This window comes from Rhizobium sp. 05N49 (assembly GCF_056396805.1).
Genome location: NZ_JBFTME010000001.1, coordinates 95,740 through 114,390 on the forward strand (window position 1 = coordinate 95,740; position 18,651 = coordinate 114,390).

Sequence of the window (18,651 nt, forward strand, 5' to 3'; positions counted from 1 at the left end):
AGGATTCCCGTTTTGAACAATCTGACCAACAATTCCGCCGGTAGCGAAGTACTGTCCGCCAAGACTTTGCCCGAGAGCCAAACGGCAGGAGCACATATTCCCCGGGTAGCCAACTTCGTCTCTAAGGATCAAGACCGCAATTTCGATGTCGCGCCCCACGTTCTGAACAGCACCGACGGCTTGGCGATCCTAGATATCTTCCGCAAGCCTGATCTCTCCCCCCTACTGTCCGGAGCAGGCGCTTATTTCCTTCAAACCATGCGGGACATGGCGGCACACGATATCCCCATCGTGACCGAAGATTTCGCCCATCTCGAAAACTGGTGGCGCGCAAGCACCCGCGCCGTGGCCGCCGATGCCGCTCGCGCGGCATCCGGCATCAAAGTCACCGCAAGAGACGTACTCGCCGCCCTCGACCACGGCACTACCGGCAGTCTTCATAAAGACGCCGCCATCGACGCCGGCATGCAGTCCCATTTCGCCCGCGCCGCCGAAACCTATCTGATCGAAGCCCAGGCGCCGTCACCCGAGATACGCGGCGTCTTCGAACAATTCCGCGACTGGTTGCTGTCGATCTATCGCCGCCTCGTCGCCCTCGATATCTCCCTCGCCCCCGACATCGCCGCCATCTTCTTTCGGATGCTCGCCAGCGACACCGCGATCGAGATGGCGGAACAGAATGTCGGCGGCGATGAACCCGTCTTTGCCAATGCGCAAGATGCCGGCCTGACACAGCCGCACTACGATCGGCTGCTAAAACTGCGCGCGCTGGCCTCACAGGAAGCAAAAGCCCGCCTTCTGCGGCAGATGATGGAGCCTGTACGGCGAGAGGGGCAGAAGGCTTACAAAGCGGAAAAAGCTGCCGTACAGCGCGAGGTCGAAAAAGAGATCGACGCCACCGGCCTCTACCGCGCCATTGAATGGATGGCGAACCGCCGATGGCTCGATGCGCAAACGCCGCCACCATCAGGTGACATCCGGTTCGACAAGGCCACTCTCGTGGCGCGCTATGGCGCCGCCATCCTCGAAGCTCTGCCGCAGGGCAAGCACTCCCTCTATACCGATGGCGGCGGGCTCGATCCGCATATCGTCGCCGATCTCTTCGACCTCGGCTCCGGCGATGAACTGGTGGCGGCCATGACGCTGGCCCCGCCTCGCGCGGATGCGATCGCTTTCGAGGTCGACCGCGTGATGCTGCAACGGCACGGCGACATGCTGATCGATGGTTCCGCCGAGGAGCGGGCAATCGCGGCCGTGCACAATGACAGGCGGGCCGAATGGCTGGCGGCCGAGCTTGCGGCCCTCATCGAGGTTGCAGGCTCGGGCGATGGGCTGACGGCGAGTGAAGCCAGGGCCTATGCGCTCTCGGCAACCGCGGGCATGGAGGTGGCCGATGCCATGGACGGCGCGCGCTTTCTCGCGGCCGGCCGGCGCACCGCGATCGAGGCTATCAGGCTGGGTGACGAACTGGCGCAGGATGAGGCCTGGCGCGAGAGGGCAAGCCGCAAAGCTGCCGGCGATGCAGACGCCGCCCCTCACGGACAGGACGATCGTATCGCCCGACTGATCACCGCCAAACGCCGCCAGCTTCTCAATCACGCGATCTATGCAGAGAGCCTCGACATTATCGGCGAGGTGGAAAAATTCGAGGCCGAAGCGCAAAGCCTCGTAAGCGGCCCCGCGCGCGAAAGGCTCGCCGCGGCCGTCCTTCGAGACAACGGCCGTATCGATTATGTCGGCGCGATCGACGCCCTGCTCGACCGCTACGGTCTCGGAGGACGGGCGGATCGGCAGACCGGAGGTCAGCCGGGTGGACAGGGTGATCCGCGCATCGCCCTCAGAGATTATAGTCTCGCCATGAAGGCGGCAGGCCGGGAAAATGAGCTTGCCATTCCCGATAGTGTGCTGATCGGCTCCGGCCGCCAGTCCTACAAGGAGATCACGCTGGAGCGGTTCCGCGCCGTCGCCTCGGCGCTGAAGAATCTGGAACATGCGGCGCGACGCGCCGGCAGGCTGGTCGATGCCGGTCACGAAGCCGATCTCGAGCAGACCGTTGCGAGCCTTGCCGGCGCCCTGAAAAGGCCGCGACCAGCAGGCCTGGACAAGCGCGAGCGTTCTCCCCTCGATCCGGCCCGCGCGGCGGATGCCCTGTTGCTTGAGCTCGACGCCACCCCTGCCGGCCCGGCCCATCAGGCCATCAAGGCGCCGCTCGAAGCCGCCGCAGGCCGCCTTGCACAGCGCAAACAGCAGGCTGCTGCCGATCTCAAAGCGCTCTACGATGTCTATTCCGGCGAGGAGCGACGCCAGATGGCAAGCCCCCGCTATCTCCCGGCCCTCGGCCAGTCCCTGTCGAAATGGGAGGCCATGGCCATTGCGCTGAATACCGGCAACGAGGCCAGCCGCCGGCGCCTGACGGATAGCCGCATCGAAGGCGCCCTGGACGAAGCCGGGCTCGCCGCCGTGCTCGCCTCGCTCGATCCGCGCGATGCCGGCTTCGTGCAATCCGTCTGGGATTATCTCGCTGAATTTGAGCCCGATATCACTGCCCGCGAGAAACGCGTGAGCGGCATCGAGCCTCAATGGGTGCAGCCCATCTCCGTCACCATCGCCGGCAAGGCGCTGAAAGGCGGCTATTATCCGCTGGCTTATGATGGCGTTGATACCGCCCCGGATCTGGCGCAATCCCTGCTATCGGGCCGCTTCGCCAGGTCGCAAACCGAGGCCGGTCATGGCCGGTCCCGCGTCGACCTCACCGCCAGGCCGCTCGATCTCGACATCGCTGTCCTGCACCGGCACGTCAATCGCCTGCTCTACGACCTGGAATTCAGCGAGCCGCTCTCGAATGCAAAGCGTCTGCTTGACGATGTCAGCCTCAGGACGGCCTTTGAGGAAAGCGGTCGTTCGCTCGATCTGGAGGCCCTGCAGGCCTGGCTCAGCGAAACTGGCGCCGGCGAGCTGCGCGCCGCAGACAGCATCGGCCGCATGGCCCGCCTGATGAGAAAGAACGCCACCGCGACAAGCCTTGCGAATGATCTCGCGTCCTCGCTTTCGCGACGCTACCGGCTGGACGACATCATCGGCGCGACAGGCAGGGACGATTTCGCAGCCGCGCTTCAAAATGCCTCCGGTCCCGATATCATCGCCGAGGTCACCAGCCACTCGCACATCATGCTCGGCCGTAGCTCTTTTTCGGAAGGTAAAGCAGCATGGGAAACGATGGCCGGCTGGCTTGCGGAGACATTGCGATTCCATCTCATCGAGATACCGGCCTGGCTTGCCCATTATCACAAGGGTCTCAAGCAATTCGGCAGCGATGAAGCAAAGGCCATCGCCCATGCCGACGCCTGCATGCAGCAGGCGATATTGGACCCGTTCCCGGCCCATCCCGACGGTGGCGAAACCCTGCGGCTCTTCAAGACCCTCGGCGCACATCTCGGCGCAAAGTTCAAAGCTGGTGCCGAAGCCGCCGATCAGGATGCGGCAGACGCCGCCCGGCAGGGCATTGCACTCGCCATGGATCTGACCGCGCTCGCCATGACGGATATGGTCTTCACCACCGCCCTCGGCGGACACGATCTTGACCCTGCATGGCAGGCCTTCCTGGCCCAGCACACCGGCTATTCCGTCATGGCCGCCCTGCCCTTGATCCGCGATGCGCAAAACCCGCCTGCCGGCACTGAGAGCGACGCAAGGGCACTTTCAAATGCCATCCATCCGCCCCCGGGCAATATCGGCATCGACCGCCAGCATGTGAGCGAGATCCTCGAGGCCGCCGGCCTTGTGGCGGGATCACCAACCGATGAAATTGCCCGCAAGGTCGATGCCGGCCTCAAGCAGATCGGTCGGTCGTGATTTTCGATCTCAACCGTTCGCCCCCTATCCATGATGCCAAACAAGGAATGGCATCATGGATGAGACTACCCGCAACGAGCTTGAAAAGCTGCATAGCAGGATCAACGATCTGAAGGAGCGCGTCGTCTCGCTGGAAGCGCAGCAGCCGCATATCAATGCCGCCCTGCTGCGCATCGAGGGCAGCGTCGAAAAGCTCGCAAACCGGATCGGCAAAGCGCTCTGGGCAGTCGTCGCGATCGTGCTGACACCGCTCGCAGGCCTACTGATCAAAGCAATTGCGTCCGGCACGCTCGCCCGCTTTCTCTAGAGCAATTCCAGTAAAAGTGCTTAAGCGGTTCTGCGTCCGGAATTGCATCAAAACAAAGAGATAGAGCACTTACCTGATTCAATCCCTGAGTTCAGTCTGACAACCCTTTCCACCCCATCCTGCCGCCCTCTCCAACCGGGCAGCACATATGACCCTCGTCTTCATCCGCATCCTCCTGCGTTACCTCGCCGCGATCCTCGTCACCCGCGGGCTGATCGCGCCCGATCTCGGCGAGATGATCTCGCGCGATCCCGATGTCGCCATGGCCCTTCAGGTCGCCTCGGGCGCGCTCATCGCCGCCGCGGCGGAGGGCTGGTATTTCCTCGCTCACAAGTTTGGATGGGCGAAATGAAGTGGCTGAGCGACCTGCTCTTCGGCGGCATCATCGAGAAATTCACCGGTCCGCTTCTGGCTGCCTATCAGGCGAAACTCGCGGCCGAAACCGACCAGCAGCGGCTTGCCGCAGCGGAAGTGATCAAGGGCATCGAGTCCGCCCGCGATATCGCGGTCACCGAGGCCGCCGACCGCTGGAGCGCCACCCGCATCGGCCGCCTGCTCATCGTCATCCCCTTCGGGCTCTGGTGGGCGGCGATCTACATGGTGCAGATCCTCAATCCCTGGTTCGGCCTTTCCCTGGTCGTCATCGACGTGCCGCCGCGCATCAATGACATGGCGCTGGTGCTGATCCCTGCGATCGTCATTGGCGACGCCGGCGCGCTGCTGGCACGGCGGCTGAACAGATAGGCAGGACAGCGCCTCAACCATTGCCTGCCATCATCATCCCATCAAGAGAGCGTTGGGTTGGGGGCCGAATTCCTCCGGTGACCTTGCGAAACGCCTTCGGCCGGAGCCAGGCGCTCTCTTGATGCCTCCCCCTTCCGAGAAACGTCCTTGCTCGCGTATAGGATCTCCACGCCGCAATTCGGCATCACGCGAGATCGAAGACGTTGAACATGTCCGCAACTCCAGAAGAAGCCCATGGCCAGGTCATCCTGGTCTCCGCCGAAGAGCGGCCGGACCTGATCCCGGCTTTCGACGAGCTCGGTTCCGCCGTCTGGCCGAAATTCATCGGTGGCGACGCAGCCGTCGTCAAATACTGGGGCAGCCTCTTTTCAGAAGCCCTCCGCCGCCATCAGTTTCTCGCCCTCGGCGTTGACAGTGACGGAAACGAACAGGTTCTGGCGACATCGAACAGCATTCCCTTCCGCTGGCCCAATCCCGATGACGACGCCTCCCTTCCCGACGAGGGATGGGACGCCGTCCTTGCTGATGGCGTCGAAGCCAGCAGGTCCGGGCAGAAACCAAATGCCCTCTCCGCGCTCGCCATCGTCGTCTCGCCCGCCAGGCGCGGCTCGGATCTCGCCGAACGCCTGATTGCCAACATGAAGACAAGCGCCCGACTAAACGGCTTCGATGCGCTCGTCGCGCCCGTTCGCCCGACGAAGAAGCCGGCCTATCCACTGACGTCCTTCGCCGATTACATGGGCTGGACGACCGCCGACGGCGCCCCGTTCGACCCCTGGGTGCGCAAACACTGGCAGCTCGGCGCGCGGATCGCGAAAATCGCCCCGCGCTCCATGCGGGTTGAGGCGCCGTTGGCGCAATGGACGGAATGGAGCGGGCTGCGCTTCCCCCTATCAGGGCCGTATCACGTAGAGGGCGGGCTGGCGCCGCTGATGGCCGATTGCGAGAGCGGGCTTGGGCTTTATGAGGAGCCGAATATCTGGATGCGGCATCAGCTGGAGGATGGTGGGCGGTGATGGTGTTGGCGGGCTGACTGAAAGAGACGTCTCCGACCATTTACGAATAGAGACCTTGTGCCGCGCGGCCCCCCTCATCCGCCCTTCGGGCACCTTCTCCCCGCTGGGGAGAAGGGGCAGCCGCATCGTCCCGACACCCAAAATGCCGCCGCATGGCACGTCCCCTTCTCCCCGCCGGGGAGAAGGTGCCCGAAGGGCGGATGAGGGGGCCGCGCGGCACAGCCTATCCTCTTCTTGCCTGTAAAGATCACAGACTCCCTCCTCGCATCTTCCGCCGTTCCTCAGACCTCACCCTAAAAACTTTCCACGATCATCCCGCATAGCGGAAAGCTATTTCGCTAAAGCGCCAATGACGCAAATTTCTTCGGATACAAACATGATTAAATTTATAGATTATATTGTTTCTACACATCAGGAGGATATCCATGCCGAAGACTGCATCCAATCCCATCGAGCTCGGCACCCGTGCCGCGGACTTCATTCTGCCGGATGCGAGGGGCGTGCTCCACAAGCTCTCGGATTTCGACGGCACGCCGGCGCTGCTCGTTGCCTTCATTTCCAATCGTTGCCCCTTCGTCCAGCTGATCCGCAATGATCTCGCTGCCTTCGCCAGGCAATACGAGGCCAAGGGCCTGCGGGTCATCGCCATCAACAGCAACGATGCCGAGGCGCATCCGGAAGAAAGCCTCGCCGCCGTCGGCCATGAGGCCGAAGCGATCGGCTACACCTTCCCCTATCTGAAGGACAAGGCGCAGGCGGTTGCCAAGGCTTATGGCGCAGCCTGCACGCCGGATCTTTTCCTCTTCGATGGCGCCCGCAAGCTTGCCTATCACGGCCAGTACGACGATGCCCGCCCGGGCAATGGCAAGCCCGTCACCGGCAAGGATCTGCGCGCTGCGACAGACGCCGTTCTCGCCGGCGCACGGCCCGCGCAGGAACAGACAGCGTCGATCGGCTGCAACATCAAATGGACTGCGGGCAACGAACCCTCCTGGTTCTCCAACGCTGCCTGATAGGTCCAGCGCGGCAGCTCTGTGGCTGCCGCGCTCTTTTATCATCACCTAGAGATTTTCTGATGTCGCTGAAGCGTAACGACTTGGCGGGCAGCGGCCCGTTGCATCTGCAGACGGACGTGCTCGTCATCGGCGGCGGGCCGGCCGGTGCCTGGGCTGCCCTTTCGGCGGCGCAGAACGGCGCCCGCGTCATCCTCGCCGACAAGGGTTACCTCGGCACCAGCGGCGCGACGGCCCCGTCGAATACCGGCACATGGCTGGTGCCGCCGGGCGAAAACCGCGCCCAGATCATCGAGCGCCGCTGGCAGCGCACCTCCAATCTCGCCGACCAGCGCTGGATGCTGCGCACCGTCGACCAGGCCTATGAAAACCTGCTGAAGCTTGCCGAATGGGGCTACCCCTTCCCCGATGATGAGGATGGCAAACTCTATATCGCCAATCTGCGTGGGCCTGACTACATGGCTTTCATGCGCCGCCGCTTACTCAAGGCCGGCATCACCGTTCTCGATCACCACCCTGCCCTTGAGCTCTATTTCGATGGCGAAGCCGTCACGGGTGCCGCGGGCATCGACCGCCAGCGCGACCGCGACTGGCGGGTGGATGCCGGCGCCGTCGTGCTGGCGACCGGCGGCTGCGCCTTCCATGAGCGCATCCTCGGGGCTGCCGCTCTCACCGGCGACGGCCATCTGATGGCGGCCGAGGCCGGCGCCAGCCTCTCCGGCATGGAATTTACCGGCAAATATACGCTCGCCCCCTATGGCTCCTCGCTCAACAAGGGCCTGCCCTTCCGCTGGGCCTCCTTTTACCGCGAGGACGGCACGCCGATCCTCGATAGCGAGGGTAATCATCTGCAGAACGGCATCGGCGAGCGCGAGAAGGAAATCGCCAGAGCCATGATCGAAGCCCCCGTCTATGCCGTGCTCGATCAGGCCGAGCCCGCCCTGCAGGACTGGCTGCGTCGCGGCCAGCCGAACTGTTTCGTGCCCTATGACCGCACGCCGGTCGATCCCTTCGCTCAGATGTTCCGCGTCACCTTCCGCGCCGAAGGGACCGTGCGCGGCACCGGCGGCATCCGCATCGCGACATCCGATTGCGGCACCGATGTGCAGGGCCTCTATGTCGCCGGCGATGCCGCAAGCCGCGAGCCCTTGGCGGGCGCCACATCAGGCGGCGGCGGCCCCAATTCATCCTGGGCAATCGCCAGCGGCTGGTGGTCCGGCCAGGGTGCGGCCGGCCATGCCAAACGCCGCGGCGACAAGGCCTTCCGCTCCAATTCCAGCCCGCTCGGCCAGGCAGGTCTCCGCCCCGGCGGCACGGTGAAGGACACGCTGACGGCAAAGGATGTCATCGACAGCGTGCGCGCCGAGGTCACGCCGCTGGAGAAGAATTATTTCCGCGAGGGCAGCCGCCTGCAGACGAGCCAGGACAAGCTCGACACGCTCTGGTCGGACGTCAGAAACCATCTCTCCGGCGCCGGCCTCGACAGACTGAAGGCGCGCGAGGCTGCCGCCATCGCTGCCCACGGCCGCTGGTCGCTCGCCTCCGCACTCGCCCGCAAGGAAAGCCGCGGCATGCACCGCCGCTCGGACTTCAAAGGCAACGACCCGGCCTTCGCCCATTCCATCACCGTGCGCGGCGTCAATGACATCGTGGTCAGCGCACAGGCAGAAAGCCGCCGGGAGATCGCATCATGATCGAAGTCGTCTCCGAAAGCCGCTGCGTGGAATGCGATATCTGCGTGAAGGTCTGCCCCGCCAATGTCTTTGACGCCACCGATGGCGTACCCGTCATCGCCCGCCAGGATGACTGCCAGACCTGCTTCCTCTGCGAAATCTACTGTCCGACCGACGCGCTCTATGTCGCCGAGCGCGCCGACGGTCCTCTCGCCATATCAGAAGAAGAGGTCGAGGCGCGCGATCTCTTCGGCAGCTATTCCCGCGCACTTGGCTGGAAGCGCGGCAAGCCGGGCGGATCGCAATTCGATCCCACCCACCGCATTCGCGTAGCTCAGGTCTGAAAGGAAATATCATGGACCGCATCACAGTCACCGATGTCCGCAAGACCTTCCAGCTGAAGCCCGGCCAGACCATTACGATCGACGGCCGCCCCTCCGACCGCGTCACGGTCTTGAACGGCATCGATCTCACCATTCGCAGGGGCGAGTTCATCACCCTCGTCGGCCCGAGCGGCAGCGGAAAATCCGTGCTGCTCGACATTATCGGCGGCCTCACGGAAGCCTCCGACGGCATCGTCCGGATCGATGGCAAGCACATCGTCAAGCCGGACCCGAAGACCGGCTACGTATTCCAGCAATATGCGCTCTTTCCCTGGCGCACGGCCCTTGCCAATATCGAATATGCGCTTGAAGTCCACGGCGTTCCCAAGCGCGAGCGCACCGAAAAGGCCCGTTACTTCCTCTCCCTCTTCGGCCTCTCCGGCTTCGAGGATCGCTTCCCCAACCAGCTCTCCGGCGGCATGCAGCAGCGCGTGGCGATTGCCCGCGCGCTCGCGACCGATCCCGAAGTGCTGCTGATGGACGAGCCCTTCGCCGCACTCGATGCCCAGACCCGCGAGATCCTGCAGACCGAGCTTCTGCGCATCTGGGAGAAGATCAACACGACCGTCGTCTTCGTCACCCACTCGATCGACGAGGCGATCTACCTCGCCGACCGCATCGTCGTCATGACGGCGCGCCCCGGCACGGTGAAGGAAATCATCGATATCGACCTGCCGCGCCCGCGCGATGGCGACATCAGAGCAAGTGCGGAGTTCAACGCCCATCGCGGTCGCGTCTGGGAAGCCCTTAGGGACGAAGTGAACAAGGCGCAGAAAGATTGGGCGCTTTCACCGGCTTACGCCCACTGAAACCGGGAGAACTGATATGGCCTATATTACTGACAAGACCGTCCTCGGCGCCGAGCTCTCTCCCGCCCGGCAAAAGCGTGCCGCCCCGCGCGCCAAACGCCGCATCGAATTCGGCGCCGCCACCTATGGCCTGCCGCTCATGGTCGTCTTCTTCGGCCTTTGGGAGATCGCGCCGCGCCTCGGCTGGCTGAACCGCATCTTCTTCCCGCCGCTGAGCGAAGTGCTGGAAGCCTGGTATGCGATGCTGCTCGACGGCACGCTCTCGGCCAATATCGGCATCAGCCTTGAGCGCGCCGCCATCGGCTTCCTTCTTGCCGTTGTCGTCGCCGTGCCGCTCGGCTTCCTGATGGGCCGCTACACGCTCTTCGAAAAGGTCTCCGACCTGCTCGTCCAGACGCTGCGCAACACCTCGCAATTCGCCCTTCTGCCTGTTTTCATCCTGCTGCTCGGGATCGGCGAGGCATCGAAGATCGCCATCTGCTTCTATTCGTCGGTCTTTTTCCTGCTGATCAACACGATCTCGGGCGTCAAGTCGGTCGACCCGCTGCTCCTGAAAGCCGCCCGCTCCATGGGCACGTCCGATCTCGACATGTTCCGCAAGGTCATCCTGCCGGCCAGCATTCCCTCGATCGTCTCGGGCATGCGCCTTGCCGTCAAATCCTCGATCTTCGCCGTCATCGGCGCGGAAATGCTCGCCGCCAAATCCGGCCTCGGATTCCTGATCCAGCAGTCGCAACTGATGATGGAAACAGCCGACATGTATGCCGGCATCATCACCATGACCGCGATCGGCCTGCTCGTGAACTACCTGCTCGTCTGGTTCGAGCGCTGGGCGACTGCCTGGAAGGGCAGCTCCGAAATCTCTCACAACTGAATGAATACCGTTTCTGAAGGGGACATCACATGACAAGCTTCAACCCATCGATCCTGCGCCGCACGCTGCTATCAGGCCTCGCGGCCCTCGCCCTCGGCAGCGCCGCCCTCACCGGCCCGGCTCTCGCCGAAGACAAGCCCGAAATCATCCGCATCGGCAGCACGGCTCCCGGCCACCTGAAATTCATCCTCGAACGCCATAGCGGCTCGCTCGCCAGGGAGTTCGAAAAGGACGGCATCAAGGTCGAGTTCATCGCCTTCACCAATGGCGGCTCGGAAGCCACCACCGCGCTTGCCACCGGCGCCGTCGAATTCATCTACACCGGCAATAACCCGGCGCTGCGCGTCGCCGCTGCCGGCGCGGACGTGAAGGCCATCGGCCTTTCGAGCTATGTAAAAGCCAACGGCTCTGCGATCATCGTCAAGGCGGATTCGCCGATCAAGTCGCTCGCCGATCTCAAGGGCAAGAAGGTCGCCTATCTCGCCGGTACCGTGCGCCACTCCACTTTCGCCAAGGCGCTGAAGTCCGTTGGCCTGTCTCTCACCGATGTGGAATCCCTCAACCTCGCCTTCGATGCCTCAGGCCCGGCGCTGGTGCGCGGCGATGTCGATGCCGTCGTCGAAAGCGGCGATGTCGCCGCCAAGCTCGTCGAAACCGGCCAGGCCCGCGTCATCCTCGACGCTTCCTCGCATCCGGAATGGTCCGCCCCCTTCGTCATCTCCGCCAACGGCGAATTCGCTAGAAAATACCCCGATCTCGTCAAACGCCTCCTGAAGGTCGACATTGAAACCGCCCGCTGGGCCGACGCCCACCCGGAAGACACGATCAGGATCTTCGTCGACGAAACCAAGTCCTCGGAAAAGTCGGTCCGCGAGACCTACAAGGACAATGTCTTCTACCAGGATCCGAAGATCACCCCGGAAGCGCTCGCCTCGCTGAAGAGCGAGGAACAGTTCATGGCCGATGCCAAGCTGCTCAAGGGCTCCGTCGACTACGACAAGTGGATCGATACCAGCTTCCTCGACGCAGCCTACAAGGAAGTCGACGCCAAGAAGTCGAACTGACCAATAGGGCAGCGCCGCCAACCTCTCCGCCGTCATGCTCGGGCCCGTCCCTGATATCTGCTGCCGTTTGATATCAGGGACAGGCCCGAGGATGACATTGAGTTGGCGGCAAAGGCCTTGCCGACAGATTGAACCCGCGCCAAAGCCGGCGCTCCGCTCTTCCGGCAGTCGGCAACAGGAAGCCTACCCCGCCAGCTTCACGATCACCTGCCGATAGGTGACCGCAAACTTCTGATGAAGCTCGGGGTTCGCCCCTGCACGGACGATTTTTGATGCCGCGACGAGATCGTCGGCGTCGAGTGCCGCCGTCAGCCGCGATGTCGCTGTGAATATCGGAGAATTGGCGCCTTTCGCAATATCTCTGGCGTCGTGCGCAACTGATCTGGCATGATGCGCCCGTTACCTTGCGTTCCATGCAAGAGCAAAAGGTGCATTCATGAATAGCAAATCCCAACCCACGGCTCTAGTCACCGGCGCGTCATCCGGCATGGGAAAAACCATCGCCGGRCGCCTGATCGCTGACGGCTATCTAGTCTATGTCGCCGCCCGCAGCGTCGAGAAGATGGCCGACCTGGCAGCGCTTGGCGCAATACCGCTGCGGATGGATATTTCGAAGGAAGACGACATCGTGGCCGCGGTGCGCACCATCACCGAGAAATCTGGTGGTGTCGATGTGCTGGTCAACAATGCCGGCTTCGGTCTCTACGGCCCTGTCGAGGAGATCCCGCTCGATGAGGCGCGCTACCAGTTCGAGGTCAATGTCTTCGGCCCCGCGCGCCTGACCCAGCTTCTGCTCCCGGCGATGCGGGCGCGCGGCGCAGGCACGATCGTCAACATCACCTCGATGGGCGGCAAGATCTATACGGTGCTCGGCGCCTGGTATCACGCCACCAAACATGCGCTGGAGGGCTGGTCGGACAGTCTGCGGCTCGAGCTCGAACCCTTCGGCATCCGCGTCATCGTGATCGAGCCGGGGCTTATCGAGACGGGCTTTGGCGATGCAGCGTCCGGAGGCATCCTCGAACGGTCCGGCACCGGTCCCTACGGCAAGCTCGCGCAGCGCGTGGCCGCCTCCATCGACAGGAGCTATGGCCGGGGCCAGGGTACCGATCCCAAGGTCATCGCCGATGTCGTCGGCAAAGCCCTCCTGTCGGCCCGGCCCAAAACCCGCTACGCAGCGGGCAAATACGCAAGGATGATGATCTGGGTGCGCAAGTGGCTGGGCGACCGCGTCTTCGACCGGCTGATCAAGAGCCAGATGTGACGGCCAGGCGGAGGATGCAGCGATGACCAGGGACGCAGGCGACAGGTGCCGGCTGCCGCAGGCCTTCTGGCGGGCGGCAGAGCGCATGGGCCTGCCCGCCCCGGCCCTGCTGCGGCAGGCCAGGCTGCCGGCGACACTGCACATAGCGCCCGAGACATGGCTGTCCACCGCACAGTATTTTGCGCTGTGGCGTGCGGTCGAGACACTTTCGCAAGATCCCGCGATCGGCCTCAGGATGACCGCCGAGACCGACACCTCGCTGCACCCGCCCTCCACGATGTCGGCCTTCTTCGCGCGCGATTACCGCGATGGGCTGCACCGGCTGGCGCGGTTCAAGCGGCTCTGCACCCCGGAGGAACTGACCGCAGCCGAGAGCGGGAGTGAATGCCGGGTCGCGGTGCGCTGGCTTCATACCGATGACGCCGAACCGGATGCGGCAGCCGACGTCACCTTTGCGGCAATCCTCGAGCTCGGACGGCGGGGAACGGGGCGGCACCTCACGCCGATCCGGGTCGAGATGACCAGGACCGGGACCGTGACCGAGGCGCACCGTTCCTATTTCGATGCCCCTGTTCGTACCGGCTGCGCGCAGAATGCGCTGGTGCTGGATCGCGCCGACCTGGACCTGCCTTTCGCAGGATATAACCCCGAATTGCTTGCGATCCTCGACCCGTCCCTTGCCGCATCGCTTAGCGAGATCGAAGCGCAATCCTCGCTGACCGATCAGGTGAAGATCCTGATCAAGCGCCGCATCGCCAGCGGCAAGCCCGATATTGCCGATGTGGCCCGCGAAATGGGCATGAGCGAGCGCACCCTGCAGCGCCGCATCACCGAACAGGGCACGAGCTATCGCGGCCTGCTGGACGAGGCGCGGCGCGAACTCGGCCGCCAGCTGCTCTCCGACGGACAGAACGGCATCGACGAGATCGCCTTTCTGCTGGGCTTTCAGGACACGAGCTCGTTCTATCGGGCCTTCCGCGCATGGGAAGGGCTTACCCCGGCAGCGTGGCGAGACCTTCACTGAAAGGTTGATCGGGCGCCACTCCTTGGTCGGTTTCGGCACGACAGAAAACCCGGTTCTCGGCTGCCAGACGCCGATAGCTCCAGTCTCCGCTTGCCTGTCCGCGCAGACGCCGCCCGGCGCCCCCGAATTTACGCCGATAGTACCGTTACGTACTTTCGCGCCGCGCACAAAGGGCTTAAAATTGAGACGAGACTAAAATGCCGTCCGAGGGGGATATTGGCATGGGGCTTCAAGGCAATACCACAAGGCGGTGCAGCAGCCGCAGGACCGCCGTTGGCACGGCGGCCATAACGGCGCTTCTGGCCGCTCAAAATGCAGCGGCTGAGGATGCGGCAGCACCGCAACCCTATCATGACGCTCTCACCAACCATGTGCCCGGTTTCATCACCGCGCCTGGGCAGACCGACATTCTCTTCATTATCGTCATCGTGTTTCTGCTGGCGGTCGTTCTCGTCATCGGCAACCTGTATTTCCAGCTCCATGCCGTTCCCGAGCGCATCGCGCACAAGACGAACAAGGTGCAGATGGAGATCGTCGCGGTACTGGCGCTGATATCGYTCYTCACGCACAACCACATCTACTGGATCATCGGTCTGCTGCTTGCGTTCATCCGCATTCCGGATTTCTCGACGCCGATCTATTCGATCGCGCGGTCGATGGCGCGGCTCGCCAACCGCGATCCCGCTGAGATCGACAGCGCGGCGGCGCCAGTCGCCCATTCGCCGACGGCCCACGAGCCGCCCGCCCCCGCACCAGTCAACCCTGCACCAGTCCACTCCGCGCCAGTCAACCCTGCACCGGCCACCGCAGCCCCGATCGTTGCAACCCCAAGCGCCAAAACCCCGACCGCGGGCGCCCCGATTGCCCCAGTGCCGGCTGCCTCCCATCCGCAGCCATCCGGCCAGACGAACGCACAGCAACCTGCCGAAAATGCGATAGGGACCGGCCCGCACGAAAGGGGTATCTGACCATGCTCGAACTGATGCTTTGCTCGATGCTGACCATCCTCCCCGACTATCTCTTCCGCCGTTATGTCCAGGACAAGCGCATCGGCCGCGAGATCACCCTCTACAGCATGTGGTACGAGCTGCGCTGGGGCATTACCGCCTGCCTGCTGCTCACCATCTCGCTGATCACCATGATCTTCTATTTCCACCCGGCGACGAAGAGCGTCACCGCCGTCTTCCGTACCGTCACCATCCTGCCGGAAACCATTGGCCGGGTCGACGAAGTCTATGTTGGCCTCAACCAGAAGGTGGAGGCCGGCGCGCCGCTCTTCCGGCTCGACGATTCCGCCCAGAAGGCAGCCCTCGATGTGGCGCACAAGCAGATCGCCGAGGTCGAGGCTGAAACCAAGGTCGCCGAGAGCGAGCTTGCCAGTGCCGACGGCGTGATCCGGCAGGCGGAAGGCGCCCTGCAGGTCTCGATCGACGAGCTGCAGATGAAGACCCAGCTCCTGAAGAACGATGCCGTTGCCCGCCGCGAGGTAGATCGGCTCACCAATACCGTGGAAAGCCAGCGCGGCATGGTCAGCGCCGCCTATGCCAACAAGGAGACGCTGCAGACCAAGCTCAAGGTGCTCCTGCCGGCACAGAAGGCGAGCGCCGATGCAGCACTCAACCAGGCTCAGGTGGAGCTCGACAAGACGGTCGTCAAGGCCGGTGTCGCCGGCACGGTCCAGCAGTTCACGCTGCGCAAGGGTGATGTGCTGAACACCATGTTGCGCCCGGCCGGCATCCTTGTGCCTGAAACGGCCGGCCGCGGCACGCTGGTTGCCGGCTTCGGCCAGATCGAGGCGCAGGTCATGAAGCCCGGCATGGTGGCCGAAGCCACCTGCGTCGGCAAACCCTTCACCATCATCCCGCTCGTCGTCACCGAGGTGCAGGACGTGATCGCCGCCGGCCAGCTGCGCCCGACCGACCAGCTCCTCGACGTTGCGCAACTGACACAGCCCGGCACGCTGACCGTCTTCCTGCAGCCCCTCTTCCCCGGCGGCCTCGACGGCGTGCCGCCCGGCGGCAGCTGCATCGCCAATGCCTATACCAACAACCACGATGCGCTGGCCGACCCCAATATCGGCACCCTCAAATCGATCGGCCTGCATGTCATCGATACGGTCGGCGTGGTGCATGCCATGATCCTGCGTATGCAGGCCATGCTGCTGCCGGTGCAGACGCTGGTGCTGACGGGGCATTGAGGGAGGCGACAAGCGCTGGCAGCAGATTGATAACAAGGCGCTGCCGGGCTATCTTAAAGCTGTTCCAGAAAAGCGCGCAGCGGCTGTGCGTTGGAAGCCGCGCGCAATAAAGGCATCATGACGCATTTTGGAAACCAGATCGTTCCTGCCGAATTCCCCGAGCTGAAAATGCTCGTATGGAACCGGGATCCCGCGCATCCCATTGCCGCCGCCGACGCCTTTGCCTTGTATGAACGGAACTGGCGTTTCGTCGATCGTGAGAACCTGACCCCTCGTGAAACGCTTCTGATCAAGGAGCTCACTGAAGAATATGGTCACGGCCTCATGTTGGTTTAGCAGATTTACCGATGCTTCCGAACTTTCTATCGTGACGATCGGCGCATCGGGAGACTGGAATGCACTTCGTCCGACCTGAACATCAGATAATCGCGGAAATGCTTGAGCGCATGGACAGCAGGTTTCTGCTCGACTGCGAATGCTGGTTCGGTGGCGGAACCGCGATCGTCCTCAAACTCGGCGAATACAGGAAGTCGCTCGACCTGGACTTTCTTTGCGCCAGCCGCGAGGGATACAGAAAGCTCAGGGAAGGCTTCTTCGAGCATGGCGTCCGCGCCGTGTTTCCCGAACCCGTTCAGACGCTGCGCGAGGTGCGGGCAGATGCATATGGCATCAGGATGATCGTGGGACTTCATGGACAGCCCATCAGGTTCGAGATCGTCAACGAACCGCGCATCGAACTGAGAGGCGCCTACGACCCTGACCTGAAGGTGCCGGCGTTGCTGCCCGAGTCGATGTTTGCCGAAAAACTCCTTGCCAATGCCGATCGCTGCCAGGACAGGRCTGTCGCCTATCGTGATGCCCTCGACCTCGGACGTCTCGTAGAGACATATCAGGCTATTCCCGACGCTGCGGTCAAAGCAGCGGAGGGAGCCTACGGCAAGGATATAGCGAGATTCATGGCATGGGTACTGAACCGGCTTCGTGACGACAACGAAATCCGATATGCGGCCGAAGCGCTCGATATGGATTTCGACGCCGCCGCCCGTGCGGTGGCCGTTCTTCGACAGGCGGCGCTCCACGTCTGGCCCGACAGGGGCATAGAGGAAGAGGTCTGATCATGGATCGGCCGTCAAACACGATGAACCCAGCAGACGACAGCTTCACCCACGCCCTTGCCCTCATCCCCGAGGGCTATAGCGAAGGTGCCTTCGAGAACCGCCGCTGGGGCGCCACCGTGAAGCGCTCGCCCGACGGCAAACGCATCTGGCTCTATGCCGAGGATCTCGCCGGAACCGATATCGTCAGCTTCAATCTCTACCTGCTGGCGGAGAGCGGCAGCACGCTGAAGCCCTGTGAAATGTCCTCCGCGAAGGTCATCGCCTTCGTGCTCGGTTACCGGCCGGACAGCCAGGATCAACCGATACTGCCGGCAAAGCGTTCGGCCAGCCTCTGACGCTGAAAACCTTCGGTGACAAAATCGACGAAGGCCCGCGTCTTCAGCGGCAGCAGCGTCCGGCTAGCGTAATAGATCGAGATCGGCCCGGCATCCACATACCAGGAAGGCAAGAGGCGGATCAGCTCGCCGCTGTCGAGATAAGGCAGCGCATCGGGCTTGGCGATGACAGTCACCCCAAGCCCGAGAAGGGCGGCGGCACACATCGCCGTCGGATCGTTGACGACGATCCTGGCCGGCAGATCGGCGGACTGCTCCTCGCCGGCGGCATTGCGCATCTGCCGTTGCGTCAGGCGCCCGGTGCTCAATGATTTCATGACGATACCGTCAAATGCTGAGAGCCCGGCCGGATCGACCGGCGGCCGGCGGCCGGCCATATAGGCCGGTGACGCCACCGCCACGAGATGGGCCGGCGCCAGCGTGCGCGCCACCACGCCCGAAGCGAGCTCGAAGCCACCGCCGACGGCCGCATCGTAACCTTCGGCGATGAGATCGACCGGCCGGTTCTCGAACATCCATTCCGGCTGCACCAGCGGATAACGCTTCATGAAACCGGGCAGCATCGGCAGGATATAGCCCGTGCCGAAACCCGGCGGCAGGCTGACCTTCAGCACGCCCGCCGGCTCCGCATGCTCGTTGGAGATCCCGGCAATCGCCCCCTGCAACCCCTCCAGATGATCGCGTACGGAGAGGAGAAAGCGCTCGCCCGCCTCCGTCAGCGTCAGGCTGCGCGTGCTGCGATGGAAGAGCCGGAGTTTCAGATTGGCCTCGAGCGCCGCCACATTGCGGCTGACGGCGGCTGGCGTCAGGCCGAGACGACGTGCGGCCGCCGAAAAGCCGCCAAGTTCAGCGCTGCGCACGAAGGATTCCAGATTTGCCAAACTCTCCATCCCGCAGGCCCCGCATCACCTTCAAGGAAAACTTGAAACTGATACCACCCACTCCCCTCTAATCAAACAGGAATGAGATCGCGATATT

The 18,651-nt window shown here is 63.2% G+C and carries 18 protein-coding genes and 1 pseudogene; 18 read left to right on the forward strand and 1 reads right to left on the reverse strand.

The window, feature by feature from the left end:
* The first annotated feature begins 12 nt into the window (after positions 1–12).
* The 18 genes and pseudogenes from AC1DF8_RS00495 (at position 13) to AC1DF8_RS00580 (ending at position 17,673) form a co-directional block, all read left to right on the forward strand.
* A complete protein-coding gene (locus AC1DF8_RS00495; protein WP_477994527.1) occupies positions 13–3,852 on the forward strand; it encodes a hypothetical protein in 3,840 nt (1,279 codons plus the stop codon).
* A 55-nt stretch (positions 3,853–3,907) separates the two neighbouring features.
* On the forward strand, positions 3,908–4,159 hold the full coding sequence (locus AC1DF8_RS00500) for a hypothetical protein (RefSeq protein WP_477994528.1): 252 nt from the start codon (positions 3,908–3,910) through the stop codon (positions 4,157–4,159).
* A 148-nt stretch (positions 4,160–4,307) separates the two neighbouring features.
* Positions 4,308–4,511, forward strand: a complete 204-nt coding sequence (locus AC1DF8_RS00505) for a hypothetical protein (RefSeq protein ID WP_018115743.1) — start codon at positions 4,308–4,310, stop codon at positions 4,509–4,511.
* The gene (locus AC1DF8_RS00510) at positions 4,508–4,903 is read left to right on the forward strand and encodes a hypothetical protein (protein ID WP_029616554.1); all 396 of its coding nucleotides are present in this window, start codon (positions 4,508–4,510) and stop codon (positions 4,901–4,903) included. Before AC1DF8_RS00505 ends, AC1DF8_RS00510 begins: the two co-directional genes overlap by 4 nt.
* A gap of 209 nt (positions 4,904–5,112) precedes the next feature.
* On the forward strand, positions 5,113–5,919 hold the full coding sequence (locus AC1DF8_RS00515; protein ID WP_477994530.1) for a hypothetical protein: 807 nt from the start codon (positions 5,113–5,115) through the stop codon (positions 5,917–5,919).
* A 425-nt stretch (positions 5,920–6,344) separates the two neighbouring features.
* Entirely contained in the window at positions 6,345–6,932 is a 588-nt protein-coding gene (locus AC1DF8_RS00520; RefSeq protein WP_477994531.1) for a thioredoxin family protein, read from the forward strand.
* 62 nt (positions 6,933–6,994) lie between these two features.
* Positions 6,995–8,626, forward strand: coding sequence for an FAD-dependent oxidoreductase (locus AC1DF8_RS00525; protein WP_477994533.1), 1,632 nt, complete (start codon positions 6,995–6,997; stop codon positions 8,624–8,626).
* Positions 8,623–8,949: a 4Fe-4S binding protein gene (locus AC1DF8_RS00530; RefSeq protein ID WP_477994535.1), complete on the forward strand. Its 327-nt coding sequence runs from the start codon at positions 8,623–8,625 to the stop codon at positions 8,947–8,949. The genes AC1DF8_RS00525 and AC1DF8_RS00530 overlap by 4 nt, the downstream gene beginning before the upstream one ends.
* Before the next feature lie 11 nt (positions 8,950–8,960).
* The gene (locus tag AC1DF8_RS00535) at positions 8,961–9,797 is read left to right on the forward strand and encodes an ABC transporter ATP-binding protein (RefSeq protein WP_477994537.1); all 837 of its coding nucleotides are present in this window, start codon (positions 8,961–8,963) and stop codon (positions 9,795–9,797) included.
* 16 nt (positions 9,798–9,813) lie between these two features.
* Positions 9,814–10,671, forward strand: a complete 858-nt coding sequence (locus AC1DF8_RS00540) for an ABC transporter permease (protein WP_477994538.1) — start codon at positions 9,814–9,816, stop codon at positions 10,669–10,671.
* A 29-nt stretch (positions 10,672–10,700) separates the two neighbouring features.
* Positions 10,701–11,735 (forward strand): aliphatic sulfonate ABC transporter substrate-binding protein, encoded by a 1,035-nt coding sequence (locus tag AC1DF8_RS00545; RefSeq protein ID WP_477994539.1) that lies wholly within the window; start codon positions 10,701–10,703, stop codon positions 11,733–11,735.
* Between the two features lie 436 nt (positions 11,736–12,171).
* Positions 12,172–12,999: an oxidoreductase gene (locus AC1DF8_RS00550; RefSeq protein WP_029616552.1), complete on the forward strand. Its 828-nt coding sequence runs from the start codon at positions 12,172–12,174 to the stop codon at positions 12,997–12,999.
* Between the two features lie 22 nt (positions 13,000–13,021).
* Positions 13,022–14,023 (forward strand): AraC family transcriptional regulator, encoded by a 1,002-nt coding sequence (locus tag AC1DF8_RS00555; protein WP_477994541.1) that lies wholly within the window; start codon positions 13,022–13,024, stop codon positions 14,021–14,023.
* Positions 14,024–14,394: 371 nt separating this feature from the next.
* Positions 14,395–14,787: pseudogene (locus AC1DF8_RS00560) on the forward strand (hypothetical protein); the annotation flags it as partial.
* A 206-nt stretch (positions 14,788–14,993) separates the two neighbouring features.
* Positions 14,994–16,220, forward strand: coding sequence for an HlyD family secretion protein (locus tag AC1DF8_RS00565; protein WP_018115731.1), 1,227 nt, complete (start codon positions 14,994–14,996; stop codon positions 16,218–16,220).
* Positions 16,221–16,337: 117 nt separating this feature from the next.
* Positions 16,338–16,556, forward strand: a complete 219-nt coding sequence (locus AC1DF8_RS00570; RefSeq protein ID WP_049800936.1) for a hypothetical protein — start codon at positions 16,338–16,340, stop codon at positions 16,554–16,556.
* A gap of 110 nt (positions 16,557–16,666) precedes the next feature.
* Positions 16,667–17,335, forward strand: coding sequence for a nucleotidyl transferase AbiEii/AbiGii toxin family protein (locus AC1DF8_RS00575; protein ID WP_477994542.1), 669 nt, complete (start codon positions 16,667–16,669; stop codon positions 17,333–17,335).
* 2 nt (positions 17,336–17,337) lie between these two features.
* The gene (locus AC1DF8_RS00580) at positions 17,338–17,673 is read left to right on the forward strand and encodes a hypothetical protein (RefSeq protein WP_112546742.1); all 336 of its coding nucleotides are present in this window, start codon (positions 17,338–17,340) and stop codon (positions 17,671–17,673) included.
* Here AC1DF8_RS00580 and AC1DF8_RS00585 read toward each other — a convergent pair.
* Positions 17,634–18,563 (reverse strand): LysR substrate-binding domain-containing protein, encoded by a 930-nt coding sequence (locus AC1DF8_RS00585; RefSeq protein WP_477994544.1) that lies wholly within the window; start codon positions 18,561–18,563, stop codon positions 17,634–17,636. The two genes, AC1DF8_RS00580 and AC1DF8_RS00585, sit on opposite strands and share 40 nt — an antisense overlap.
* Between the last annotated feature and the right edge of the window lie 88 nt (positions 18,564–18,651).